The 24,195-nt window shown below is 70.3% G+C and carries 23 protein-coding genes and 2 pseudogenes; 9 read left to right on the top strand and 16 right to left on the bottom strand.

Annotation, left to right across the window (positions count from 1 at the left end; translation table 11 throughout):
- Positions 1-289: 289 nt before the first annotated feature.
- A pseudogene (locus I4J89_RS20210) lies at positions 290-471 on the bottom strand (IS481 family transposase); the annotation flags it as partial.
- 286 nt (positions 472-757) lie between these two features.
- Here I4J89_RS20210 and I4J89_RS20205 point away from each other — a divergent pair.
- Positions 758-2,131: a glycosyl hydrolase family 18 protein gene (locus I4J89_RS20205; RefSeq protein ID WP_196415561.1), complete on the top strand. Its 1,374-nt coding sequence runs from the start codon at positions 758-760 to the stop codon at positions 2,129-2,131.
- An 83-nt stretch (positions 2,132-2,214) separates the two neighbouring features.
- Here the strand turns inward: I4J89_RS20205 and I4J89_RS20200 are convergent.
- The 4 genes and pseudogenes from I4J89_RS20200 to I4J89_RS20185 all read right to left on the bottom strand — a co-directional run.
- A pseudogene (locus I4J89_RS20200) lies at positions 2,215-3,495 on the bottom strand (dihydrolipoyl dehydrogenase family protein); the annotation flags it as partial.
- A gap of 82 nt (positions 3,496-3,577) precedes the next feature.
- On the bottom strand, positions 3,578-3,916 hold the full coding sequence (locus I4J89_RS20195; RefSeq protein WP_196415560.1) for an STAS domain-containing protein: 339 nt from the start codon (positions 3,914-3,916) through the stop codon (positions 3,578-3,580).
- A gap of 29 nt (positions 3,917-3,945) precedes the next feature.
- Complete coding sequence (locus I4J89_RS20190) at positions 3,946-4,704, bottom strand: RNA polymerase sigma factor SigF (RefSeq protein WP_230859294.1); 759 nt, start codon at positions 4,702-4,704, stop codon at positions 3,946-3,948.
- Positions 4,705-4,842: 138 nt separating this feature from the next.
- Entirely contained in the window at positions 4,843-5,148 is a 306-nt protein-coding gene (locus tag I4J89_RS20185; protein WP_196415558.1) for an STAS domain-containing protein, read from the bottom strand.
- 133 nt (positions 5,149-5,281) lie between these two features.
- Here I4J89_RS20185 and I4J89_RS20180 point away from each other — a divergent pair, with 133 nt between their 5' ends.
- Positions 5,282-6,220, top strand: coding sequence for a DUF1295 domain-containing protein (locus I4J89_RS20180; protein WP_196415557.1), 939 nt, complete (start codon positions 5,282-5,284; stop codon positions 6,218-6,220).
- A gap of 12 nt (positions 6,221-6,232) precedes the next feature.
- On the opposite strand, the gene I4J89_RS20175 is transcribed toward I4J89_RS20180, so the two are convergent.
- From I4J89_RS20175 to I4J89_RS20160, 4 genes are all read right to left on the bottom strand, one after another.
- A complete protein-coding gene (locus tag I4J89_RS20175) occupies positions 6,233-7,603 on the bottom strand; it encodes an FAD-binding oxidoreductase (RefSeq protein ID WP_196415556.1) in 1,371 nt (456 codons plus the stop codon).
- 58 nt (positions 7,604-7,661) lie between these two features.
- Positions 7,662-9,359, bottom strand: a complete 1,698-nt coding sequence (locus tag I4J89_RS20170; RefSeq protein ID WP_196415555.1) for a polysaccharide deacetylase family protein — start codon at positions 9,357-9,359, stop codon at positions 7,662-7,664.
- Positions 9,360-9,438: 79 nt separating this feature from the next.
- Entirely contained in the window at positions 9,439-10,644 is a 1,206-nt protein-coding gene (locus tag I4J89_RS20165) for a PP2C family protein-serine/threonine phosphatase (RefSeq protein WP_196415554.1), read from the bottom strand.
- Positions 10,645-10,649: 5 nt separating this feature from the next.
- A complete protein-coding gene (locus I4J89_RS20160; RefSeq protein WP_196415553.1) occupies positions 10,650-11,411 on the bottom strand; it encodes an ATP-binding protein in 762 nt (253 codons plus the stop codon).
- 138 nt (positions 11,412-11,549) lie between these two features.
- Between I4J89_RS20160 and I4J89_RS20155 the strand changes: the two genes are divergently transcribed.
- From I4J89_RS20155 to I4J89_RS51530, 6 genes are all read left to right on the top strand, one after another.
- Entirely contained in the window at positions 11,550-11,906 is a 357-nt protein-coding gene (locus I4J89_RS20155) for an STAS domain-containing protein (protein WP_196415552.1), read from the top strand.
- A complete protein-coding gene (locus I4J89_RS20150) occupies positions 11,903-12,898 on the top strand; it encodes a hypothetical protein (RefSeq protein WP_196415551.1) in 996 nt (331 codons plus the stop codon). The genes I4J89_RS20155 and I4J89_RS20150 overlap by 4 nt, the downstream gene beginning before the upstream one ends.
- Before the next feature lie 84 nt (positions 12,899-12,982).
- Positions 12,983-13,195 (top strand): hypothetical protein, encoded by a 213-nt coding sequence (locus I4J89_RS20145; RefSeq protein ID WP_196415550.1) that lies wholly within the window; start codon positions 12,983-12,985, stop codon positions 13,193-13,195.
- Positions 13,195-14,613 (top strand): hypothetical protein, encoded by a 1,419-nt coding sequence (locus I4J89_RS20140; RefSeq protein WP_196415549.1) that lies wholly within the window; start codon positions 13,195-13,197, stop codon positions 14,611-14,613. The genes I4J89_RS20145 and I4J89_RS20140 overlap by 1 nt, the downstream gene beginning before the upstream one ends.
- 28 nt (positions 14,614-14,641) lie before the next feature.
- A complete protein-coding gene (locus tag I4J89_RS20135) occupies positions 14,642-15,454 on the top strand; it encodes a matrixin family metalloprotease (RefSeq protein WP_196415548.1) in 813 nt (270 codons plus the stop codon).
- 152 nt (positions 15,455-15,606) lie between these two features.
- Positions 15,607-16,392 carry a CAP domain-containing protein gene (locus I4J89_RS51530; RefSeq protein WP_196415547.1) on the top strand — a complete coding sequence of 262 codons (786 nt, stop codon included), beginning with the start codon at positions 15,607-15,609 and terminating at the stop codon, positions 16,390-16,392.
- A gap of 39 nt (positions 16,393-16,431) precedes the next feature.
- Here I4J89_RS51530 and I4J89_RS20125 read toward each other — a convergent pair whose 3' ends face one another.
- The 7 genes from I4J89_RS20125 to I4J89_RS20095 all read right to left on the bottom strand — a co-directional run bounded on the left by I4J89_RS20125 (position 16,432) and on the right by I4J89_RS20095 (position 23,311).
- Positions 16,432-17,976: an MDR family MFS transporter gene (locus I4J89_RS20125; RefSeq protein ID WP_507236529.1), complete on the bottom strand. Its 1,545-nt coding sequence runs from the start codon at positions 17,974-17,976 to the stop codon at positions 16,432-16,434.
- 212 nt (positions 17,977-18,188) lie between these two features.
- On the bottom strand, positions 18,189-19,748 hold the full coding sequence (locus I4J89_RS20120) for a beta-N-acetylhexosaminidase (protein ID WP_196415546.1): 1,560 nt from the start codon (positions 19,746-19,748) through the stop codon (positions 18,189-18,191).
- Positions 19,749-19,808: 60 nt separating this feature from the next.
- Positions 19,809-20,174, bottom strand: coding sequence for a fumarate reductase subunit FrdD (frdD, locus tag I4J89_RS20115; protein WP_196415545.1), 366 nt, complete (start codon positions 20,172-20,174; stop codon positions 19,809-19,811).
- On the bottom strand, positions 20,171-20,572 hold the full coding sequence (locus I4J89_RS20110) for a fumarate reductase subunit C (RefSeq protein ID WP_196415544.1): 402 nt from the start codon (positions 20,570-20,572) through the stop codon (positions 20,171-20,173). Before I4J89_RS20110 ends, frdD begins: the two co-directional genes overlap by 4 nt.
- Positions 20,569-21,312: a succinate dehydrogenase/fumarate reductase iron-sulfur subunit gene (locus I4J89_RS20105; protein ID WP_196415543.1), complete on the bottom strand. Its 744-nt coding sequence runs from the start codon at positions 21,310-21,312 to the stop codon at positions 20,569-20,571. The genes I4J89_RS20110 and I4J89_RS20105 overlap by 4 nt, the downstream gene beginning before the upstream one ends.
- Position 21,313: 1 nt before the next feature.
- The gene (frdA, locus tag I4J89_RS20100; protein WP_196415542.1) at positions 21,314-23,053 is read right to left on the bottom strand and encodes a fumarate reductase (quinol) flavoprotein subunit; all 1,740 of its coding nucleotides are present in this window, start codon (positions 23,051-23,053) and stop codon (positions 21,314-21,316) included.
- Between the two features lie 21 nt (positions 23,054-23,074).
- Positions 23,075-23,311: a hypothetical protein gene (locus tag I4J89_RS20095; protein ID WP_230859293.1), complete on the bottom strand. Its 237-nt coding sequence runs from the start codon at positions 23,309-23,311 to the stop codon at positions 23,075-23,077.
- 93 nt (positions 23,312-23,404) lie between these two features.
- Between I4J89_RS20095 and I4J89_RS20090 the strand changes: the two genes are divergently transcribed.
- The gene (locus I4J89_RS20090; RefSeq protein ID WP_196415541.1) at positions 23,405-24,112 is read left to right on the top strand and encodes a hypothetical protein; all 708 of its coding nucleotides are present in this window, start codon (positions 23,405-23,407) and stop codon (positions 24,110-24,112) included.
- Positions 24,113-24,195: the final 83 nt, after the last annotated feature.

Here is a 24,195-nt window from a genome sequence, read left to right as displayed (position 1 = left end):
ACCTGCTCGGCGGATGCGATTCCTGCCCACTCCCTCAGATCTGCCGCCCGCGACTCGATGGTGTTCGGGGAAGGGGGCGACGGAGGGGGTGGGCTGTGCCGGATCGGAGGGGGCGACGCCCATGCCGCCGCGATCGTGCACGCGTACGCGCTCATCGAGGCCTCCCAGGGCGAGGACCTGGGCGACGAGCTGGACGTCGCCGGGGCGGAGGCGGAGGCGTACGGCTGGGACGACGTCCTCGCCCTGATCCACTACGCCCGCTCGTTCGCCGAGATCCGCAGCCCTAGTGCCGGCCGGTGGCCCGGCGCACCACGGTGGCGATCACGCAGAACCGGGAACGGTCATCCCCCCGGTGACAATCTTCGTTTCCGAGCCGTCGGCCAACCGGATACCGTCCACGATGTCGAGCTGCCACAACTCCATCGACACCGCCCGCTCCCACCGCCGGTAATCCTCCCGAGGGCGCTTACGCGGCACCACGTCCACCAGACCGAGGGAGCACCCGCTCCGTTGGGGCGGGCCGTCGAACGACGACCGACGACAACAGATACGACTAGCACTGACGTGCTAAAGGCATGGTGATGCGGCATGCCTGACTCTTGGCCAGCATGTGGATCAAGCCCGGCTCTGTAACACGTCATTTTGTTGCGGAACCGGCGGCTTATATTGACCGACTTCTGTAAACATTCTTAATCTTTGACGACCCGCAGTCATCCCCAACGGCGCTCCGCGCCGGACACGAAGGGTCGCGATCCCCATGACCATCAGGAGAAGAAGCAGGTGGGCGTCGGCAGCGGCGGCGCTCGCGGTCGCCGCGGCCGGAACCGCCATCGCGCTCGCCGGCCAGGGCGTCTCCCAGGCGGCGGTGCTGCCCAACGGCTTCAAGAGCGTCGGCTACATGCCGTCCTGGGCCGGCAGCGTCACCAGCGTTCAGTACAGCAAGCTGACCCACATCAACTACTCGTTCGCGCTGCCCAACGCCAACGGCACGCTGCAGCCGATCGAGAACACCGCCAAACTCCAGCAGCTCGTCACGCTCGGACACCAGAACAACACCCGGATCTCGCTCGCGATCGGCGGCTGGAACGACGGCAACGACTCGGCCTTCGAGTCATTGGCCGCGAACGCCGGCACCCGGACCACGTTCGTCAACTCGGTGATGAGCGTGGTCCGTCAGTACAATCTGGACGGCGTCGACATGGACTGGGAGTACCCGGACCCGGGTGCCTCGGCGAACAACTACACCGCGCTGATGCAGCAGCTCAGCACCGCTCTGCACAACGAGGGCAAGCTGCTCACCGCGGCGGTGGTCAGCGAGGGCGGCACCGCCTCCGGGGTGCAGCCGGCGGTGTTCGGCTACGTCGACTGGCTCAACATCATGGCGTACGACGGCGGCAGCCCGCACGCGAACTACGAGTGGTCGATCAACGCGGCCAACTTCTGGAAGAGCCGCGGCCTGCCCAAGGCCAAGACCGTGCTGGGCGTGCCGTTCTACAGCCGGCCCGGCTATCTGACGTACGCCCAGCTGGTCGCCCAGGACCCGGCCAACGCCAACCGGGACTGCACACCCTCCGGTGAGTGCTACAACGGACTGCCGACCATCCGGCGCAAGACGCAGTGGGCCATGGCGAACGCCGGCGGCATCATGAACTGGGAGCTGTCGCAGGACGCCACCGGAACGAACTCACTGGTCAGCGCCATCTACGAGACCGTGATGGGCGGCGGCGGGCCCACCAACCCGCCGACCGGACGGACCGGTCGGATCACCGGCATCGGCGGCAAGTGCGTCGACGTCGCCGGGGCCGCCAGTGCCAACGGCACGGCCGTGCAGCTCTACGACTGCAACGGTACGAACGCGCAGACCTGGACGGTCGGCGGTGACGGCACCATCCGGGCGCTCGGCAAGTGCCTGGACGTGGCCGCCGCCGGCACCGCGAACGGCGTCTTGACGCAGATCTACGACTGCAACGGCACCGGCGCGCAGCAGTGGCAGGCCCAGTCCAACGGCACGCTGCGCAACCCGGCCAGCGGCAGGTGCCTGGACGCGCAGAACAACAGCTCGGCCAACGGCACCCGGCTGCAGATCTGGGACTGCTTCGCCGGCGCGAACCAGCGCTGGACGCTGCCCTGACCTGAGGCGGCCGGCCCGGCCCCGGCCGGGGGCGGGGCGGCCGCGGGGCACTTGCGCCGGGCGTTTGGCGCGGCGACGTAGATCTCCGAGAACGTCGGGAACGGCTGGATGACGTCACGCAGCACGTCCAGGGATATCCGGGCGCGGATCGCCACGGTCGCCTGCTGGAGCCATTCGCCCGCCTCGGGACCCAGGGCGTACGCGCCGGTGAGCACGTCACCGTCGCTGAGCAGGGTCAGGAAGCCGTTCGACTCGGCGTACTCCCGGGTGTAGGTCGCCGTCTTGGCGACCTCGGCGATCGGGACGGTCGCGCTCAGCGGCGCCTCGGTCGCGCCCACCGCGGCCGCCTGCGGATCGGTGAACACGACACGCGGCACCGCCGTGTAGTCCGCCTCGCGCGGCCGGCCCAGAATGTTGTCCGCCACCACCCGGGCCTGATATTTGCCCACGTGGGTGAGCATCCACAGGCCGGTGGCGTCGCCGATCACCCAGACGTTCTCGGCCGCTCGCAGCCGCCGGTCGACCGGGACGCCCTTGTCGTTCGCGCTCACTCCGACGGTGTCCAGGCCGATGTCGTGCACGCGCGGTCGCCGCCCGGTGGCGACCAGCAGCCGGTCGCCGCGCAGCTCTCGGCCGTCGTCGAGGGTGAGGACGTAGTCGTCGCCGGCACGTCCGGCCGCGGTCGCCCGCGGGTCGAGCACCAGCTCGATCCCGTCGCGTCGCAGGACCTCGCCGAGCGCCTGGCCCAGCGGCGCGGCCTCGCGCGGCAGGACCCGGTCGCCGTGCGAGGTGAGCACCACCTCGCCGCCCAGGCGGCGCACCGCCTGGGCCATCTCGACGCCGACCGGCCCGGCGCCGAGCACGATCAGCCGGCGCGGGACCTGCTTCATGCCGGTGGCCTCCCGGCTGGTCCACACGCCGTCCAGTTCCCGCAGGCCCGGAACGGGCGGAATGAACGCTGCGGCGCCGTTGGCGATGACGACGTGCTCCGCGGTGTACCGTTCACCGGCCACCTCCACCGCGCCGGGCCCGGCGAGCCGGCCGGTGCCGCGCAGCAGATCGATGCCGTTGTCGGCCAGCCACTGTTGCTGGCCCGCGTCGGAGTAGCCGGACACCATGAAGTCGCGCCAGGCGAGCGTGCGTTCCACATCGATCTCGGCGGTGGCCTGCGCCTCCCGCGCCGCGTGTACCGCCTCACCCGGGCGCAGCAGCGTCTTCGACGGAATGCACGCGTAGTAGGAGCACTCGCCGCCGACCAGTTCCCGTTCCACCACGGCGACCCGCAGGCCACCCGCCGCCAGAGCGCCGGCGCAGTGCTCGCCGGGGGAGCCGCCGCCGAGCACGATCACGTCGTAGTCGCTCATGTCCCACCTCTTCTCCCGAAGCCCGGTTCTACGTCCTCCACCCTGACGCAAGACCGGGGCGAGGCACAGACGCCGGACCCGGTCAGCCGAGGCGGGGATCCTCCCCGGAGAGCAGGCCGTACACGCCAGCGACCTGCAGGATCCGGCGTACGCCCTGGGGGACGTGGGCGATGGTGAAGTTCTGCTCGTGTGCGCTCGCGTGGCGAAGCGTCATCAGCAGGGCACCGAGGGCGGCCGAGTCCAGGAAAGTGACCTCGGACAGGTCCGCGACGACTGTGCGGGTGTCCGGCCGGTCCAGCTGCTCGATCAAGAGTCGTTGCAGGTCATAGGCCATGTCGAAGTCGAGCTCGCCGCTGAGTGCGACGCTGCGGCAGTCGTCGCGGCCCTGGACGCGGGAAGCCCATAACGGGGAATCGGTCACGGTGCTTCCTTCCGGTGCTCGACCGCACTTCAAGCCGCAGTGCCGTCGAGTTGCCACCGTAGCTTGGCGAGTGCCCTGGTGAGCAGGCGGGACACGTGCATCTGGGACACACCGATCTGCTCGGCGATCTGCGTCTGGGTGAGGTTGCCGTAGAAGCGCAGACTGACGATCTTCTGCTCCCGCTCGTCCAGGGCGGCCATCGCCGGGCCGAGCGCGATGCGCAGCTCGGCGAGCTCATAGCCGGCGTCCTCGCCGCCCAGGGTGTCACCGAGTTCGGTGCCGCCCTCGGCCATCGGCGTGGACAGGCTGGTCGCGTTGTAGGCCCGGGCACCCTCCAGGCCCTCGATCACGCTGTCCTCGCTGATGCCCAGGTGACCGGCGATGTCGGCGACGGTGGGGGAGCGGCCGAGGGAGTTGCTCAGCGCGCCGCTGGCGCCGGCGATGGCCAGGCGCAGCTCCTGGAGGCGGCGGGGTACGCGTACCGACCAGGTCTTGTCCCGGAAGTGCCGCTTGAGTTCACCGACGATGGTGGGAACGGCGAAGGCGGCGAAGTCGACGCCCCGGTCGGGCTCGAACCGGTCGACGGCCCTGATCAGCCCCAGCACGGCGACCTGGTAGAGGTCGTCGCGCGGCTCGCCCCGGTTGGCGTACCGGTAGGACAGGTGCCGGGCCAGCGGCAGCCAGGCCTCGATCGTCCGGTCCCGCAGGGCCCGCCGGGAGTGATGGCTTTCGGGAAGTACGGCCATCGCGCTGATCAGCTCGCCGGCCCGTTCGGTGGTTGCGGTCATGCCCGTGCTCCCTTGCGGTCGGGCAGCGCGTCGGCCTGCTCGCATGCGGGACGGATCGGGACATCTCGCGTATGAAAGTGGCTACACCTGCGTCACCGTATTGCCCCGGCGGGCTACGGCCGCAAACCCCGGGACTTTTCAGGTGTGCAGCAGGCTCGTCATCCCGAGGATCTCGAGCACCCGGCGGACGCTCTTCTGCGGGTTGACCAGGCGGAACGTGATGTGTCTGTCGGACGCCAGGCCGTACATCTCGTCCAGCACCGCCATGCCGGAGGAGTCGCAGAACGTCACCTCGGCCAGATCGACCACGACCGTGTCGACGCCGCCGGTGGTCACGGCGTCCCGCAGCGCCACTCTGAAGTCGTCGGCGGTCGCCATGTCGATCTCCCCGGCGACGCTCACACGCGCCGTGCCGGAGGGTGACGAAGGGGAACGGATGATCACTTCAGGGCTCGTTCCCGGGTGGGGATGGGGGCGGTACCCAGGCTACTCGCCCGGCTGCGCCGGTGCCCTCCGGCACGATCAAGATCACCCGGCCGGCACCCCCAATTGATCGATGTGTGCCTATTCTCTCCGTATGGCAGCGGATCGCGGAACGTACCGGGTGGGCCGGAGCCTTGCCGCCTCGTCGCGGCCGGTCGGGTTCGTCGTCGTAGCGTTGAGTTACATCGTGGCCGGCCTCGCCGCCTGGGCGGTTGTCGCCACCGTGCGTGGTCCGCACCCGTTGCTGCTCACGTTCTATGCCGACCTGGTCGCCACCCTGGTCGTGTTCGCGGCGAGCGTGGTGGTCGCCAACGCGAGCGTCTACGACCCGTACTGGAGCGTCGCCCCGGCGGTGATCGTGATCGCGTGGGTGCTGTGGTCGGCCGGGGGTGACCTCGGCGAGGTCACCGGGCGGCAAGCGGCGGTGCTGGTGCTGGTGCTCGCCTGGTCGATCCGGTTGACCGCCAACTGGGCGGCGTCGTGGCGGGGCCTGAGTCACGAGGACTGGCGGTACGTGCAGTTGCGGGAGCAGCGGCCCGCCCGGCTGCCGTGGTGGCTGATCAACCTGACCGGCATCCAGCTGATGCCGACGCTCGTGGTCTTCGCCGGTCTGCTCGCGGTCTGGCCCGCGGTGACGGTGACCGGCCGGCCGTGGGGCCTGCTGGACTTCGCCGCGGTGGCGGTGACCGCTGCCGCCGTGGTGATCGAGACGGTCGCGGATCGGCAGTTGCACCGCTTCGCCGGCGATCCCGCCAATCGGGGCCGGATCATCGATCGCGGGCTGTGGCGGTACTCGCGGCACCCGAACTACCTGGGCGAGATCACGTTCTGGTGGGGGATGTGGCTGTTCGGTGTGGCGGCGGCACCCGGCTGGTGGTGGACCGTCGTCGGCCCGATCGTCATGGTGCTGCTGTTCGCGTTCGTGAGCGTGCCGATGATGGACCGCAGATCGCTGGCGCGCCGCCCGGCGTACGCGCAGCACATGCGCCGGGTCCCGGCGCTGCTGCCCCGGCCGCGCGGGAACGGCGGGTGACCGATCGCCGGTTCAGTCGAGCAAGGCTGGTACCGCGGAGGCGAAGACGTTGCCGGGGTCGTACCTGCGCTTGGCGGCCAGCAACCGGTCCAGATTCGCCCCGTACGACGTCCGGGCCCGCTCGTTCTCGCCGGGCCCGAGCAGGTTCGGGTAGCCGCCCGGCAGCGCTGTCGGATCCAGCGCGGTCACCACCGAGTCGACCCAGGCCCGGTGTGCCTGCGACGGCTCACCCGGCTGCCACACCGCGATCACCTCGGCCACCTGGTGCGGAGTCCGCATGGCGAAAGCCGTCGCGGCCGGGTCGACCCGTGCCGCCGCGCCGTGGAACCGGTTGATGATCAGCGCCGAGTACGGTGACGGCAGCGCGGCGGCCCCGGCGATCAGCGCCTCGGCGACGACCGGCGACACCTCGGGGAACCAGCGGCTGCCCAGCAGGTAGTGGTTGCGGTCGGAGATGTTGCCGTCGAACATCGCCAGCGAAGCCAGGTACGGCATCGGGCCCACCTGATCCACGATCGGGTGGCCGAGGGAACGCAGCCGCGCCATCGCTCGTTCCCCGGCGGCCGCGTCCGCCGACGACCAGAACGGGCAGAGGAACGGCATCGCCCCGCCGTCCGGACCGGGCAGGAAGCCGCACATGACGGTGAGCTCGTCCGGAGCGTCCGCCACGACGTCGGCGTAACCGGCGAGAACCGCGGCGGCCTCGCCGAACGGGAAGATCAGCATGCCGGCCAGCACGACCGGCAGCTCGTGCAGCCGGTAGCGCAGCCGGGTCACGACACCGAAGTTGCCGCCGCCTCCCCGCAGCGCCCACCACAGCTCGCCGTCGTCGTCCGGCCCGGCCGTCACGTGGGTACCGTCGGCGAGGACGACGTCGGCCTCCAGCAGATTGTCCAGTGCCAGCCCGTATCGGCCGATCAGCCCGCCGTATCCGCCGACGGTCGTGAGTCCGGCCATGCCGACCGAGCTGACGACGCCGGTGGTGGTGACGAGGTCGCGGGGCGTGGTCACGGTGAGCAGGTCGGCCGCGGTCGCGCCGCCCTGAACGCTGACCGTGCGGCCGGCGGCGTCGATGCGTACGCCACGCATCCGGGTGAGGTCGATGACGACGCCGCCGTCGCGGAGTGCCCGGCCGGCCCAGTCGTGCCCGCCGGCGCGTACCGAAACGGGCATGCCGGCGTCCCGGGCCACGTTTACCGCGATGCTGACCTCGCGCGAGTCCGCGCAGCGGGCGATCGCGGCGGGCCGGCGGTGTACGTCGGCGTTCCAGACCCGGCGGGCGGTGGCGAACGCCTCGTCACCGTCCACGATCAAACGTTCGCCGAGTCGCTGCCGCAGCAGGCGGACAGCGGCGGCATCGGTGGCTGCGCTGGTGGCGCTCATCCGGCGACCGTACCCCGCCGTTCACGCGTCGTGCCGTCACGAATACGACTCGTGAATGTCACCATCGCACCGGGAGGCCGCTGAGGAACGAGGTGAGCGCGCCGGACAGCAGCTGGTGGTCGCGGGCCGACGGGTGCCAGTCGCAGCCGAGCAGGTCGAGGCCGAGGGCGGCGTTGTCGTAGTGCAGGGCGCGGACCCGGCGGTCACCGGCGGCGGCACGCTGCTCGGCGATCTGCTCGATCGAGTCGGCCAGGGCCGCGGTTCCCATGTCGGGGTAGGTGAGCACGAAGTAGGTGTGCGGGCCGTACCGGTGGCGGAGTTTGTCGAGGAAGGCGAGGTAGGCCGCGCGGTAGTCGGCGGCGAGGGCGGCTTCGTCAGCCCACGGTTCGCCGGGGCGGAGAGCCGTGGAGAAGTCGTTGATGCCCAGCCCGATCACCACGACCTGCGGCCGCCAGCCGGCCGGGCGGTGCCACACCGCGGTGTCGGCGGCCTGGAGCGTGCGGTCGTAGTAGGTGCGGTAGTCGACGCCGGCGTTGCCGCCGTTGTAGTTGCGGACCATGCCCATGCCGGACCAGGCGTTGAGCTGGTAGTCGGCGCCGAGAGCGCGGGCGGTGCGGGCGCCGAAGGTCTGGTCGGCGTTGGAGTTGCGGTCGACGCCGCCGGTCGGCGTGCAGTCGCGGCTGGTGGACATGTTGCCGTACCCGGCGGTCCACGAGTCGCCGATGAACTCGATCTGGCGATGGCGGGCGGCGGGCTCGCTCAGAACGGCGCCGCCGGGTCCGGCGACGAACCCGCCGAACTGGCCGGGCGACCAGGGACTCTCGGTGCGCTTGGCGATCCGTACGGTGTGGACGCCCGCGGCCAGGTCGCGAACCCAGTGCGTGATCCGTCCCGGCGTCACCAGATCGACCGGGGCACCGTCGTCGACCTGGACGGCGTAGTCGTTGACGGCGTCGTCGAGGACGATCCCGACGCTGGTGCCGCGGAAACGCCCCTCGAAGTAGACGCCGGGCCAGGTGTAACGCACCCCGGCGCCACGGTCGTCGACCCGGCCGGCGGTGTGCGCCCGGGCGAGGGCCCGGGTCTGCGGTGCCACCGCCCGCCCGGTGACCGGGGAGATCCGCCCGGAACACAGTCGCCGTTCGCGCAGCTCGACGGCGATCCGCGGGATCGCCGCGACGGTGTTCGCCGGCCAGTCGTGCATCAGGATGACATCGCCGTCGGCCAGCCGGCCGGCGCTCGCCACGATCTGCTCGACGGTGGCGTTGTTCCAGTCCTGCGAGTCCACGTCGGTGTTGATCTCGGTGAGCCCGAACCGCCGCTCCACGGCGCGCAGGGCGTCGTCGGTGTCCAGATAGGGCGGCCGGAACAGATCCGGTGTCACCCCGGTGACCCGCCGGATGGCGTCCTGGGTCCGGGAGATCTGTGCGGCCTGCTCGGCCTCGGTGAGCTGGGTCAGGTGCGGGTGGTCCCAGCTGTGGTTGCCGATCCACATGCCCGCCGCGACCTGGGCTCTGGCCAGGTCCGGGTTGGCCTCGACGTTCTGCCCGGTGTTGAACATGGTGGCTCGCAGCCCGGCGCGCCGCAGGGCGTCCAGCAGGGCCGCGGTGTTGCCGGTGGTCGGACCGTCGTCGAAGGTCAGCCCGACGTATCCGGCGCAGGTCCCACCGGTGGCCGTGGCGGCTGCCGGAGTGTGCGCCACGGTCGGGCCGGCGACGAGCGCGGTGGCTGCGGTCAGTGCGGCGAAGCGTTTCATCGACACCCCTGGTGAGCGGAGCGGGCAGGCCGGGAGCGCTCCCACCATACCGAAGATCGTCGATGTGGTCAGCCGGTGCTCACGAGGATGCTCGTACCACCAGCACCGCGATGTCGTCGTGATCGGCTCCGTGCAGCCAGTCGCTCGTGGACTGCTCGATCCGTTCCGCCACCACCGCGGCCGGCCTGCCGGCGTACTCGGTGAGCAGCGCGACGAGCCGCTGCTGACCGAACGCCGTTCCGCGCGGGCCGCCTTCGGCGTCGATCACACCGTCGGTGTAGAGCACGCAACTCTCGCCCGGCGCGAGCCGGATCACGGCCTCGGCGAACCGCGCCGGACGGTCGGCTCCGAGCATCATGCCGCCGATCTGCTGCGCTCGCACCACGCCGGTGTGCCTCACCACCAGAGGGGGTGGGTGACCGCCCGCGGCCAGCCGTACGAGAGCGCCACCGTGCGGCAACACCCGCACGACGCCGATGAGCAGCGTGGCGAACTGTGTCACGTCCGCGCCCTCGGGATCGAAGGTCGCCTCGTTGAGCAGGTTCAACATGTCCAGCGGCTGCCTGGTGACCGGGAGCAGGGCTCGCAGGGACATGCGCAGCCGGTTGCCGGCCACCGCCGCTTCGACGCCCTTGCCGCATACGTCGCCCAGAGCACACAGTGCGCTCTCGCCGTCCAGGGACTCGACGTGCAGGATGTCGCCGCCGATGCGCTGCGCCTCGCGTGCCGGCCGGTACGCCGACGCCAGCTCGATGCCCGCGACCGACGGCAACGGGGCGGGCAGCAGGGCCGCGCGGAGGATTTCGGCGAGTCGAACCTGGTCGCGGTAGAGCAGGGCCGCCGTCACAGCGTTGCTGACCGGTGCGGCGAACCGCGCCGCGAGCGACAGATCTGCGTCGGCGGCGGCCGGCTGATCCGCGCCGCGCAGCAGCACCAGCACGCCCTGGCACTGGTAGGCGCACGACAGGCGTACGACCACCCCGTGGCCGTCGTGCTCCGTACCGCCGGGCAGCGGCCACCGGCCGGCCGGGAGCGGGCGCGCCCGGATGCCGTCCGCTTCGGCGAGGACGTCCCGCATCCACCGGGGCAGTTCGGCCGGGACGTCCGTACCCTTCCGATCCGGTGTCCACCAGTGCGCCTGCTGGTCGAAGGTGAGAACGAGTACCGCCGCCCCGGCCAGCGCCGGCACCGCGAGCCGCACGGCGATGGCGGCGTTGCGGTGCAGGTTCAGTGACCGGCCCAGCACCCGGTAGGCCGTCATGAGCAGGTCCCGCGGCTCGTCCATGCTGTTCAGCGCGGTGCGGCGACGGTCAGCCGCACGATCGTTCCCCCCGCTCCGGTGTCGATGTCCACCCGATCGCAGATCCGGCGAACGAGCCACAGACCGGCCAGGCCGATCCGGCCGGGCCGGGGCCGCGGGCGGTCCTCCAGATAGCGGCGGGGGATGCCGGGGCCGTGGTCGCTGATCTCGAGGATCAGGTGGTCGCCACGGCTGGTGACCCGGATGTGTCCCCGGCCACCGCCGTGCCGCACCGAGTTGGCCATCACCTCGGTCGCGGCGAGCAGCAGCTTGTACTGGTCCATCTCGGACATGCCGGAACTGACGCCGTACCTGGACAGGCGGTGCCGCACGATTCTGATGTCGTCCAGTCCGAACGGCTGGTCGAGGACTTCGACCTCGGCCGTGACCCGGCCGTCGGCGCCGCCGTGCGCGGGTACGGCCGCGTCGGTGGCGGGCGCGGTCAGTCCGAGCAACATGGTCAGGCCGGCCATCTGCAGATGCTGTCGCACATCATGACGGGTCCCGTGCAGGTGGAACGTCGCGCCGGCTCGAAGAGCACGACGACGCAGGAGGAGCAACAGGGCGACGCCGGACGAGTCCAGCGACGTGACGTTGCTCAGGTCGACGGACATCCGCGTGCACGGCTCGGTTTTCATCGCCCGATCGACAAGCAGGAGGACTTCGTCGTGCCGTACCAGAATCACCGATCCGGTGAGGACGACTCGGACCGTGTCCTGCGCTGTGACGTCGACCCGCACGGGATGTTCCATCCGAATGCCTTTGTTCGGCGATGCTCGATATGAGGGTAGGTACCCCACCCGGGCTCGGGAAACCGGATCTCGGACCGTATCGCTGAATAGAGGCAACCCGCGCGTATCGTGAAGGACTGGCTGAGTTGAGAAGGATCAATGGACCTGCCCTGGGAACCAGCGGCTCGGAGTCCGGAGCTGTCCGTCACGCCGGCGGGCGAACAGGCCGCTGCCCGGCTGACGGTGAGCGGTGATCTGGATCTGGTCGGCGCGCCGGATTTCCTCGAGCAGTTCGAGAAGTCGCTTCCGGCCCTGCCCGGTCCCATCGAAATGGACCTGGGCGCGGTCGACTTCATCGACTGCGCCGGCGCCCGTGCCGTGCTCAGGACGCATGAGCTGGCGGTGCGGTCCGGTCACCGGATCACGGTGGTCGGCGTCAGCCCCGCCGTGGCCCTGATCTTCGATCTGCTCGGATACCGTCAGCCGCTGGACCCGGCCCGCGGCGAAGATCGATGACGGAGACGCTGGGCGTGCCGGCGCACGACGCGGGTCTGATCGTGGAGCGACCGGAGCTGACCGTCGGCATCGTGCACGCGATCTCCCGGCCCACCGGGCTGGAGCTCGACCTGCTGGCGCGCCGTCCATTGGACCGGCGCGACGCAAGCGAACGGCAGGCGGACATCCGCGCCGGGCGTACCGGGCCACCGGCGGCCCCGCGCCGGCTCCTGCCGCCGTATGACGAGGGCATCGACCTGCGGGTCGGATGGCTGGATCAGAGCGGGCGGGCGCACTGGGAGTTCGGCTCGTGGTCGTCGAGCAGCGGTGACCACTTCGAGGGCACCCACGGGCCGAGTCTGCGTACCGTGCTCGCCCTTCCGCCGTTGTTCGACCACGTGCCGGTCGTGTTCGCGTGGCCGGAGATCGGGTTTCCGGAGACCGTGGTCGACCTGTCGCTGCCGGATCGAGCGACTGTCGAACGCGACACCATCTCGATCTGGGACGCGCCGCTGCGGGTGGGGCGTCCCCCGGATCCGCTGCGCCACCGGGTCGGCGGTCTCGACGTCGACGAGCCGGCCATCGAGGCGGGGCGGATCGTCGCGGCGCCGCGGGTCCTGAGCCGTGATGGTGACGCCGCCGTCGTGCTCACCCGCCTCACCGCCGTCGGTACGGCGCTGTCGGTGGAGATCCTCAGCGTGGCCGGCGAGGAACGAGCGCGGGCCGCGATGGCCGGCGACTACCCGCCGTCCCGGCCCCCGCCCAGCGTCCCGGATCCCGGGTATCTGCGCACACGCGGCCCGGGTGCGGCCATCGCGGCGGTGCACGACCGCGACGCGGTCTGGGTCGAGCCGCACACCTGCTCGTTCGGCGGCGACGACCGGGCGTACCGCGCCACGGCCGAGTTCGTCTTGAGCAGGCCGGCCGGCGACGTCCTCACCCTGCTGGTCGCGTGGCCGTCGGCGGGGCTTCCCGACGTGTGTGTGGACGTTCCAGTACTCGGGTTTGGATGATCCGACCGGCATTCCGTCGGGTTGTAGGTATTTATCGCCTCCGCGCCGGCTCTAGTTTCGAGTGGCGGACGATTGCGAGGCGGCATGATGGCCGATTACGTCCTCTCGGTGTGGAAGGCCGGCGACGAGCCGGCCGGCGGTGCGGCCCGGCTGCGGCGGCTGATCGAGCATCTCCGGTACGGAAGAACGCTGGCCGAGATCGCCGGCGACCTGCAGTTCGACCGATCAAGGTGGCGGGACGCCATCGCGGTCAGCACCAACCGTCCAGACCGGCGCTACCAACTGGGGAGGGCGTGATGAGCCTCTTCGACGATTCGATCCAGCGGCTGCGGGCCAGGGCGGCCGGCTTCGACACCGACCTCCAGCGATGGCTCCGGCGTACGGCGAAGCAGGGCGACCTGCCCCAGCACCACACCCAGGTGTTGCGCCTGAGCGACTACCTCAGCGGCATGCTCGAGGCCATCGTGCAGGGCACACCGGTCGCCCGTGCGACCGAGCCGCCGTTCGCCGGCACGGTGGACGATCTGCCGAAGCTGCGGCGCGGTGTCGGCAGCGTCCACCTGGTGTGGGACTTCTTCCGGGACAAACTCAGTCAGCGGGACACCGCGGCGTTCACCGCACACCTCGGTGCGGCCGACGACCTGGCCTGGGCCTGCTACCAGCCGTTCCTGAACGCCGCCACCGGTTCCGCCGCGCATGGGGTGTCCGCCACCGAAGTCCGGGAACCCCCGCTCGTCTTCTACAGCACCGACCGCACACCGTTCGCCCAGGCCCGTACGAAGACCCTGCATCCACCCGGCCTCGACGCGAAGGATCTCCAGGTGTTCGAGGCCGCCCTGCAACAGCTGCCGGTGCCGGTCATCGGGATGCCGTGGGACATCGCGAACCGCATGCCCGAGACCTGCCTGATCGGCCACGAGGTCGGGCACGTCATCGCGGAGGATCTGCGCCTGGTCGGCGAGGCGGCGACCGCGATCAGGGAAGCGGCCTTCGAGAAGGACGCCGGCGGCGTACGGAAGAAGGTCTGGTCGGCCTGGCGCGACGAGATCTTCGCCGATGTGATCGGCGTGCTGGCCACCGGCAGCGCGTTCCTGGAGAGCCTGACCGTCGAGCTGGCGGACGCACGCGACGAGGTCCGGCTCGAGCCGATCAACGTGGAGAAGCCGGGGCGGTATCCGACGCGCATGCTGCGCGTCGCCCTGTGCCGGCGATTCCTCGACCATGTCCAGACGCCGGCGCCGGCTGAGTGGACCGAGACCTACGGCCAGATCGAAGGACCGTCCAAGACGTACGCCGATGACGTCCCCATCGTCGCAGCGGCACTGATGGACCGCCGCTGGCTCGCCCTCGGTGGCCGGCGTCTGGCGGAGGTACTGCCGTGGGGCGCCGAGCGTGAGGAGCAGGCGAGGCTCGTCGGGAGCAAGCGGCTCCGGATGCAGTCCGCCCCGGTGGTGTTCGACGTCCGTACCTGGGTGGCGGCCTCGATGCACGCCTATCGGGAGAACCCCGCCACCTACCGGAGCCGCGAACTCGACCAGCTGCTGGCGGAGGAGATCGTCGGGCAACGGCTGGTCGGCACGCGGTCCTCGATCGCGACCCGGGAGAGGCTAATGGAGCGCGAGACGACGCTCGGCGGCCCCGACATCCAGCGAGAACTGCGGCTGGTGGACCGGATGGCCGGCGCTGACTTCGCCCGCCATCTCGGCCTGACCTGACCGAACCGGAACCCGACAAGGAGGCAAGATGATCAGGACAACCGAACTGGTGGATCAGATCAAGACCGAGGCGCCGCGGGTGCAGCTGGTCTGCGAACCGCTCGGCATCAAGACCGAGAAGTTCGTCGTCGAGGGCGACATCGGCCTCAGCGAGGCCGGCGTCCTGTCGTACGCCGCACGCCGCATCGAGATCGCCGAGGCGGTGAACGGCGACCCGAACGCCGAGAAGCAGGGCCTGCTCGGCATCGAACGGGACGGGAAGACCCTGCGCTGGCGCCCCGGCCGGAAGCTGACCTACGCGGTGTGGCGCCCGTCGTTCACCCGGGACGAGGAGTACGAGGCGGTCGTCAGCTGCATGCGTTCCGCGACCGCCGACTGGCAGAGCATCTGTGGCATCGAGTTCGAGCACGTGGTGGCCAAGGACACCGACGAGGGCCTGCAGTTCGGCGAGGTGACCTTCCCCGTGGTGCGCCAGCAGGGTGGCGGCAGCGTGGTGGCGATGGCGTTCTTCCCCGACCAGGCGGTCACCGAGCGTGTGGTCTGGGCGTTCGACGGCTTCTTCGACCCGAACGGTCCGTTCTCGACGGTCGGCGTGATGCGCCACGAACTCGGCCACGCCCTCGGCTTCCGGCACGAGCACATCCGGCCCGGGGCGCCGGAGATCTTCAACCCCGAGTCGTTGGAGGGCACCGTCGACCTCACCGAGTACGACCCCAAGTCGGTGATGCACTACGTGGCCGAGGGCGTCGGTGACCCGCAGCTCCAGTTCACCGCCTTCGACCGTACGGGTGCCCGGCTGGTGTACGGAGGACCCCACTCGGAGTTCTTCTACGCCGACTGATCGTCTGGGGGAGCGGCGGCGTTATCTTTCCATGAGTTGATCCTTAAGGCTTCCTTAGGATCTCGCGATCTCTGGTGTCGGCACGGATAGTGGTCCCGGCCCTACCTGAGCCGGGCGATACGTCCGTGCCCACAAGATCGAGGTGAAAGTTCGTGCCCACCCCTCCCTCCCGGCGGCTCCGCTACGCCCTGATCGCCACCTGTGCACTCGGCGCGATCGGTGTCGGCTACGCCGGGATCGCCTCGGCGCAGTCACCCTCCGGAGACCGGGACTCCAGCCTGGCCGCGACTGCTTCCGACGGCGCCCCGGCTGACACCGTGGTGGAGAGCGAGCAGGAGCCCGAGGCGGCTCCGTCGGTGACAGTGCCCGCGCCGTCCGCGACCGCGAGCCTCGGAGCCAGCCCGAGTAGCCGGCCCTCACCGACGGCGACCAAGGCTCCCCGGCCGAGCCGCACCTCCACCAAGCCGAGCAAGCGCCCGTCCCCGGCACCGACGAAGACCACCAAGACGTCGAAGCCCAGCGAGACCGGCGGATCCGGGTCCACCGCCGACTCCGGCGTGATCACCGAGGTGATCCAGCTGGTCAACCAGGAGCGCAAGAAGGCCGGCTGTGGCACGCTGGCCGGCGAATCGCGCCTGCACAAGGCTGCGCAGAAGCACTCCGACCTGCAGGCGGAGAAGAACACCATGTCGCACCAGCTGCCCGGCGAGGCGAGCATGGGTGACCGGGTCACCGCCGAGGGCTACCGCTGGGGCGGCGTCGCCGAGAACGTCGCGGCCGGCTACACCACCCCGGCGGCCGTCATGGACGGCTGGATGAACAGTGCCGGGCACAAGGCCAACATCCTGAACTGCGGTTACAAGCACATCGGGGTGGGCGTGACGAAGTCCGCGAAGGGCACCCTGTACTGGACGCAGAACTTCGCGTCGCCGCTCTGAGCGGGCCAGGCGCCCGCGGCTCGATGAGCCGCGGGCGTATCAGGCGGACTCCGGCGCCGGACCGGCTTCGCGGGCGCGGCGCTCGTCGCCGGTGAGCGTGGACAGCGGCTTCTCCCGGATGAAGAGCACCGCCAGTACGGCGAGGAACGCGATCGGCGCCGCGACCAGGAAGAGGTCCGCGGTCGCGGTGCCGTAGACGTCCTTGACCACCGCCAGCAGCTCGGGCGGCAGGACGCTCACGTCCGGCACCGTGCCACCGGTGGTCGCCGCGGGGCCGAGCCGTTCGGTGAACAGCGAGGTGACCCGTTCGGCGAGCACCGCGCCCAGTGCACTCACCCCGATCGCGCCGCCCATGCTGCGGGCGAAGGTGAGCGTCGAGGTGGCAGCGCCGAGGTCGGCGGCGGGCACGTCGTTCTGCGCGGCGAGGATCAGGTTCTGCATGAGCATGCCGACACCGATGCCGAGCAGCGCCATGCAGGCCGCCAGCCGCACCATGCCGGTGTCCGCGTCGATGGTGCTGAGCAGCAGCAGGCTGCCGGTCATCACCACCGAACCGGCCACCAGGTACGCCTTCCAGCGCCCGAACCTGGTGATCAGCTGCCCGCTGACGGTGGAGGAGACCAGCACACCGAAGACCATCGGCAGGCTCATCAGCCCGGCGACCGTCGGCGACTTGCCGAGCGAGATCTGGAAGTACTGGGACAGGAACACCGTGCCGCCGAACATCGCCACCCCGACCAGCGTGCTGGCCACCACGGCCAGACTGAGCGTGCGGTTGCGGAAGATGCCGAGCGGGACGATCGGGTCCGCGGCTCGCGACTCGACCCGCAGCGCCAGGGCGAGCAGCAGCACGCCGCCGCAGACGAACACCGCGGTCTGCCACGATCCCCAGGCGAAGTGGTGGCCGGCCAGACTCGACCAGATGAGCAGGGTGCAGACGCCCGACATGATCAGGAGCGCGCCCAGCCAGTCGATGGTCACCTCGCGGCGGACCACCGGCAGGTGCAGCGTCTTCTGGAGCAGGGCGATCGCGGCCAGCGTGAACGGCACGCCGATCAGGAAGCACCAGCGCCAGCCCAGCCAGGAGGTGTCGACCAGGACCCCGCCGATGAGCGGGCCGGCGATGGTGGCGACGCCGAAGACCGCGCCGAAGACGCCGGAGTAGCGGCCCAGCTCGCGCGGCGGGATCATCGCCGCCATCACGACCATCGCGAGCGCGCCCATCCCGCCCGCGCCGATGCCCTGCACGATGCGGCTGGCCAGCAGCACCGTGACGTCCGGGGCGAGACCCGCGATGAGCGAGCCCGAGGCGAACAGCACCAGCGCGAGCTGGATCAGCAGTTTCTTGCTGTGCAGGTCGGCCATCTTGCCCCAGAGCGGCACGGTCGCGGTCATCGCCAGCAACTCGGCGGTGATCACCCAGGTGTAGACCGACTGGCTGCCGCCCAGATCGGCGATGATGCGCGGCAGCGCGTTGGAGACGATCGTCGACGCCAGGATGGTGACGAACACGCCGAGCATCAGCCCGGACAGTGCCTGGATCACCTCGGCGTGCGACATCCGGTTCGCGGTGGTTTCGGGCACAGCTGACTGAGAGTGAACTGTCACTTCTCTCCTTAGGCAGGCCGGGAGCGGAATCGCGTTCGAAGATTTCCGTTCCGTCGGGTTCCCGGCCTCGGCCAGCGATTTTGCGCCCTCACCCGGGTCTTGCCGCAAGCCCCGGGGTGCGATATACGTTAGAAAGGGAAAGGAGTTGGTCTCCTTTCCCTTTCGTATTTCTCAGCTGATCTCGCCGGCTACCCCGCCCAGTCGATCTGGGGCGAGCGGTAGAAGCCGACACCGCGCTGCTCCCACCGGGGCCCGTAGGCTCCGAGCCGCGTCCGGAAGGACGCCCAGTCCCGCGCCGGTGACCAGCCGAGCTCGGCGATCGCGGCGAGCCGCGGGAACGCCATGAACTCGATGTCGTCCAGGTCGCGCAGCGTCTCCGACCACAGCGGAGCCTCCACGCCGAGCACCGCGCTCTCCGGTACGCCGGTGAGGTAGGTGCCCGGATCCCAGTCGTACGCCGTCCGCACCTCGATGTAGCCCGCCCAGTTCAGCCCGAGCGGGGTGGCCGGGTCGTACTTCATGTCCAGGTAGGCGCGGTTGGCGGGCGACATGATCACCTTTGTGCCGCCGGCCACGGCCGCCGCCAGTGTCGCGTTCTCGGTGGTCAGGCCCCAGTACTGGGCGACCGCCCGGCGGGCGGCGGGTGCCTGGGCGATCTCGTTCCAGCCGTACGCGATCTTGCCGTACCGGGCCACCAGCGGCAGCACCCGCTCCTGGAAGGTCAGGTACTCGTCGTCGGTGGTGGCGTGTGCCTCGTCGCCGCCGATGTGCAGGTACGGCCCGGGCGTCATCGCGGCCAGTTCGCGGATCACGTCCTCGACGAACCGGTAGGTGACCTCCTTGCCGATGCAGAGCGAGCTGTAGCCCACCGCGGTGTCGGTGCGGGGCGGCGGGGCGACCCCGTCGCAGGTCAGCTCCGGGTACGCCACCTGGGCGGCGTTGACGTGACCCGGCATGTCGATCTCCGGGACGATCGTCACGTACCGGCCGGCGGCGTAGCGCACCAGCTCGCGGTAGTCCGCCTTGGTCAGGTAGCCGCCGCCGGCACCGTCGACACCGGTACCCGGCGCGCCGCCGACCGTGGTCAGCCGCGGCCACGAGTCGATCTGGATGCGCCATCCCTGGTCGTCGGAGAGGTGCAGGTGCAGGTGGTTGACCTTGAAGCGGCTGATCTCGTCGATGTACCGCTTGATCTCGGCCGGCGTGTGGAAGTGCCGGGCCAGGTCGAGCATCGCCCCGCGATAGGCGAACCGCGGGTAGTCGACGATCTCCCCGCCGGGCACCGTCCACCGGTTGCGCTGCGGGGTGGCCGCGTCGATCGCCGGCGGGAGCAGTTGCAGCAGGGTCTGCACGCCGGCGAACAGGCCGGCGTTGCTGTTGGCCCGCAGCGTGACCTCGGAGCGCCGTACGCGCAGCCGGTAACCCTCCGCACCGAGCCGCGCCTCTTCCCGCCCGGACGCGAGCGAGATGACCGGCGTGCCGCCCCGGGCCCGGTCGACCACGGGCAGCCGGTATCCGGTGGCCGGCCGGAGTGCTTCCGCGAGACGCTCGGCCACGGCCCGCGCCGATCGCGGTGCCGCGATGACCGTGCGTTCAGTCAGTTGGAACGCGGAGCCGTGCGGGCGCACCTCGACGGGTGCGGGCACGACGCTGCCGAGGGCGACCGCCGGGCGCGTCGCCTCGGCCGGTGCCGAGGCGGCCGTCAGCGACAGCACGCAAGCGAGGAGAACTGCGAGACGAGTACGCATCTCCCGAAGCTACATACAGGACACTCGATCTGTGAAGACTGTTTTCAATAAGCTCCGCCCTCAGCCGAAGGCGGTCAGCAGCAGATAGGCGGCGGCCGCCGCGCCGGCCGCCGCGGCGCCGTAGGTCACCGTGGCGATCGCCGGGTCGTAGCGGCCCAGCCGGAACGTGTGCTCGACGGTGAAGCGCAGCCGGTGCGCGGCGTGCACCAGCGCGAGGGCGCACACCCCGAACAGGGCCAGCCGGGTGAGTGGATGGCGCAGCACGGCGAGCAGGTGTGCGTGGTCCGGCGCCTCCACCCAGCCCAGCGGGATGGCCACGCCGAACAGGACCAGCAGGACCGGCAGGATCAGCGCGGCCACCACCCCGCCCGCGCTGAACATCAACCAGACGAACGGCTCGGGTGTCACCCGGCGCGGGCTGGTCATGCCGCCACCAGGAGCCAGGCCAGGAAGGCCGTGACCAGCAGCCATCCGGCGTAGACGCCGGCCAGGACGACGCGCGACGGCACCCGCCGGCCGCGCAACCGGACGATCATGGCGCGCGGGGTCAGGTTGGCGAACGTGATCGCGTGCAGCAGCACGAAGGCGAGCGCGATCAGATTCAGCACGATCATGGCGGGGTGGGCCATGGTGTCCAGGAAGCTCTCGTACGCCGCGGGGCCGCGCGCCGTCGCGCGTACCAGAAGAAGCAGTTCCACGATGAACAGCGCGACGAACGCGCTGGAGAGCTCGCGTAGCACGAAGATCGCGTACGAGCGCCGGTGCGCCCACCACAGCAGCGGCATGCGCCGGCGGTAGTACCTGGCCTCCAACGGGGAGATCATCGCGACCGCCAGGGGAGGAGCAGGGACTTCATGGCCTCCTGCGCGGCCGCCAGCTTCGCCTGCTGGATCGCGCCCGCCGGGTCGACGCCCTTGGGGCACGCCGTCGAGCACTCCCCGACGAACGTGCAGTCCCAGACACCGTCCGGCTGGGCCAGGATGGTGAGCCGCTGCCGGTCGCCCTCGTCGCGCGAGTCGAGGTCGTAACGGTGTGCCAGCGCGATCGCCGCCGGGCCCACGAACGAGCCGTCCAACCCGTACACCGGGCAGGCCGCGTAGCAGAGCATGCAGTTGATACACATGCTGAACTGCTTGAACTCGTCGAGCTGGGCGGGTGTCTGCAGGTATTCGCCGTCCTCGACCGGCTGCTCGTCCTGGCGGATCAGCCACGGCTTGACGCTGCTCAGCTTGTGCATGAAGTCGGTGAGGTCGACGATCAGGTCGCGGATCACCGGGAAGTTGGCGAGCGGCTCGATGCGTACCGGGCCGGGGGCCAGGTCCACCAGGAAGGTGGCGCAGGTGAGCTTGGGCTCGCCGTCGACCATCATGCCGCAGCTGCCGCAGATGCCCATCCGGCACGACCACCGGTACGACAGCGTGCCGTCCAGCTCGTCCTTGATGTAGTTCAGGCCGTCCAGCACCGCCCAGTCGGGGCGCAGCGGCACGTCGTAGTCGACGAGCACCGGCTCCGTCTCCTCGTCGTCCGGCCGGTACCGGGCCACCCGCAACGTGATCTGATCCATGTCATCTCCCGTAGACCCGCTTGCCGGGCGGCCAGCGTGTGATGGTCACCGGCAGGTGCGACACGCGCGGCGAGCCGCCGGATTCGCGGTACGCCAGAGAGTGGGCGAGGAAACGCTTGTCGTCGCGCTCGGGGAAGTCCGTGCGCTGGTGCGCGCCCCGCGACTCCTCCCGGCGCAGCGCGCTGTGCAGGATGCATTCGGCCAGCTCGAGCATGCCGGCCAGTTCCAGGCCGGCCACCCGTTCGGTGTTGAAGCGCCGGCTGGCGTCGTCGACGGCCGCGGTGGCCGCACGTTCCTTGAGTTCGCGCAGCTTGTCGGTGGCCTTGGTGAGGCTGTCGCCGTCGCGGTAGATGCCGGCGGCGTCCTCCAGGATCGCCTGCATCTCGGTGCGGATCGAGGAGATCCGGTCCGGGCCGTCGCTACGGCGCAGCAGATCCTCGTCGAGCCGGCGCCGCTCGTCGTCGCCCTGTGCCTCCACGGCCAACGCCGGTGGCGGGGCCTCGACGGCGTAGAGGGCGGCGGCGCGCCCGGCGCGTGCCCCGAACACCAGGCACTCCGGCAGCGAGTTGGAGCCCAGCCGGTTGGCGCCGTTGATGCTCACGCAAGCGGTCTCGCCGGCGGCAAAGAGGCCGGCGAGGGGAGTGACGCCGTTCCGGTCGGTGTGGATGCCGCCCATCATGTAGTGCACGACGGGACGTACCGGGACGAGCTCATGGACCGGGTCGATGCGCTCGTAGTCGCGGCACAGCTCGCGCACCATCGGCAGTTTCGCGTCGATCGTCCGCTCGCCGAGGTGGCGCAGGTCCAGGTGCACGACCGGGCCGTACGGTGAATTGATCGTGCGGCCCTTCGCCATCTCGTGCACGAACGCCTGCGAGAGCCGGTCCCGCGGGCCCAGCTCCATGCTGCGCAGCACCGGGCCCGGCTCGGGTTTGCCGAGGTCGTAGTCCTGCAGGTAGCGGTAGCCGTCCTTGTTGAGCAGCCAGCCGCCCTCGGCACGGGCGGCCTCGGTGATCAGGATGCCGGTGAACGGCAGCCCGGTCGGGTGGTACTGGACGAACTCCATGTCCTTGAGCGGCGCGCCGGCCCGGTAGGCCAGCGCCATCCCGTCACCGGTCTTGATGGCGGCGTTGGTGGTGAACGGGAACACCCGCCCGCCACCGCCGGTCGCGATCACCACGGACCGTCCGGTGATCGTCTCGATCAGGCCGGACATCAGCTCCAGCGCCACCACACCGCAGACCCGGCCGTCGTCGACGAGCAGCCGGCTGACGTACCACTCGTCGTACCGGGTGATGTTCGAGTATTTCAGCGAGGTCTGGAACAGGGTGTGCAGCAGGTGGAAGCCGGTCTTGTCGGCGGCGAACCAGGTGCGCTTCTTCTTCATGCCGCCGAACGCGCGCACCGCGACATGTCCGTCCGGCTCCCGGCTCCACGGGCAGCCCCAGTGCTCCAGGCGGAGCAACTCGCGCGGGGCCTCGGCGACGAAGTTCTCGACCGCGTCCTGGTCACAGAGCCAGTCACCGCCGGAGATCGTGTCGTACGCGTGCTCCTCGAGGCTGTCATCGGCGCTTATCGCGCCGGCGGCCCCGCCCTCGGCCGAAACGGTGTGGCTGCGCATCGGGTACACCTTGGACACCAGCGCCACACTGAGGCGGGGCTCCGCCTCGGCCACGGCGATGGCGGCGCGCAGCCCGGCTCCGCCCGCACCGACGATGACGACGTCATGGGACAGGCTCATCGGCTCTCCTCCGCCGCGGCGTCAGACCGGGTGTTCGGAATGCTCGTCGGAGAGCACCTTGTGCCGGCGGCCGTGGCGGATCGCTTGCGTGGTCACGGTGCCGTCGTGGTACTCGTGCCGGGTCCTCCGGCAGCCGCAGGAGTAGGAGAGGTCATAGACGACGAGACCCTCGCCGTCATTGTCGCGATAGCAGTCACCTCCGACGATCTTGCCGCACGGGGCCTGCTCCGGTTCGAACGCGGATCGTGATCCGACCATGTTTACCCCCATCGATGTGGCGGGGACCCGGTCCGTTCAGACTCCCACCACGCGTTCATGAGCGGAAGACGCGACAGATGGGAGCATTGATGCGTGCCGAAATACACGATCATGGCGGCGATGCTGGGTATGGGCTCGCTCGGCTTCGTGCTCGGGACGATCGCGAACTTCTTCGACAGGCCGCATTGGCTCGAAGGGCGACCATTGCGGACCTTTTCGCTGGGTATGGTCGTCGTGTCGCTGATGACCGCGGGTGGCTGGTGGCTCGGCAAGTGGCAGGAGGGCGAGGAGCGCCGGCAGGAGGCGGCAGCGGTACGCCTGAAGACCTGGCGCGAACCGACCTTCGGCCTCGTCGTCGGCTACCCCGCGGCGTGGGAGGACACGGACGAGCACCCGATCCGGAACGGCCAGGAGTCGATCTTGGTCACCGCACCCGATCGCGACGGTACGGTCGCCGCCGCACTCGACGTGCGCTCACCCCGAGTCGGATCGGTTGTCAGCGAGCGGCGCGCACTGGCCCGCGACGGCCTGCGGATCATCGGTGAGACCACGATGCGTATCTTCCGGGCGCGAGTCGGCGCGGACCCGGAGTCAGGACGGCCCGCACCGTCCGCGCTCACGATCGACTGCAAACGGTTCGACTGGACCATCACGTCGGAGGACCGGACGATCCGCGGATCCACCGTGTTCGTACCGGTCGACGGCTATTGGTTCCGGGTCGATGCGACCGCCCCGGTCGACTCCTACGAGCGGTACGCGACGCTGTTCGAGAACGTCCTGCTGAGCGTCGCCTGGACCTAGAGCGAGCTGGCTCGCGTGCCCGGCGCCCGGGCAGTGTGATCTGGTGCCGCTCGGGTAGTCCGTCGGTGCACGCAGCGGCGGAT

The sequence above is a fragment of the Actinoplanes aureus genome, from assembly GCF_015704865.1.
Taxonomy (GTDB): Bacteria; Actinomycetota; Actinomycetes; order Mycobacteriales; family Micromonosporaceae; genus Actinoplanes; species Actinoplanes aureus.
This window is presented reverse-complemented; position numbering and strand designations above follow the sequence as displayed.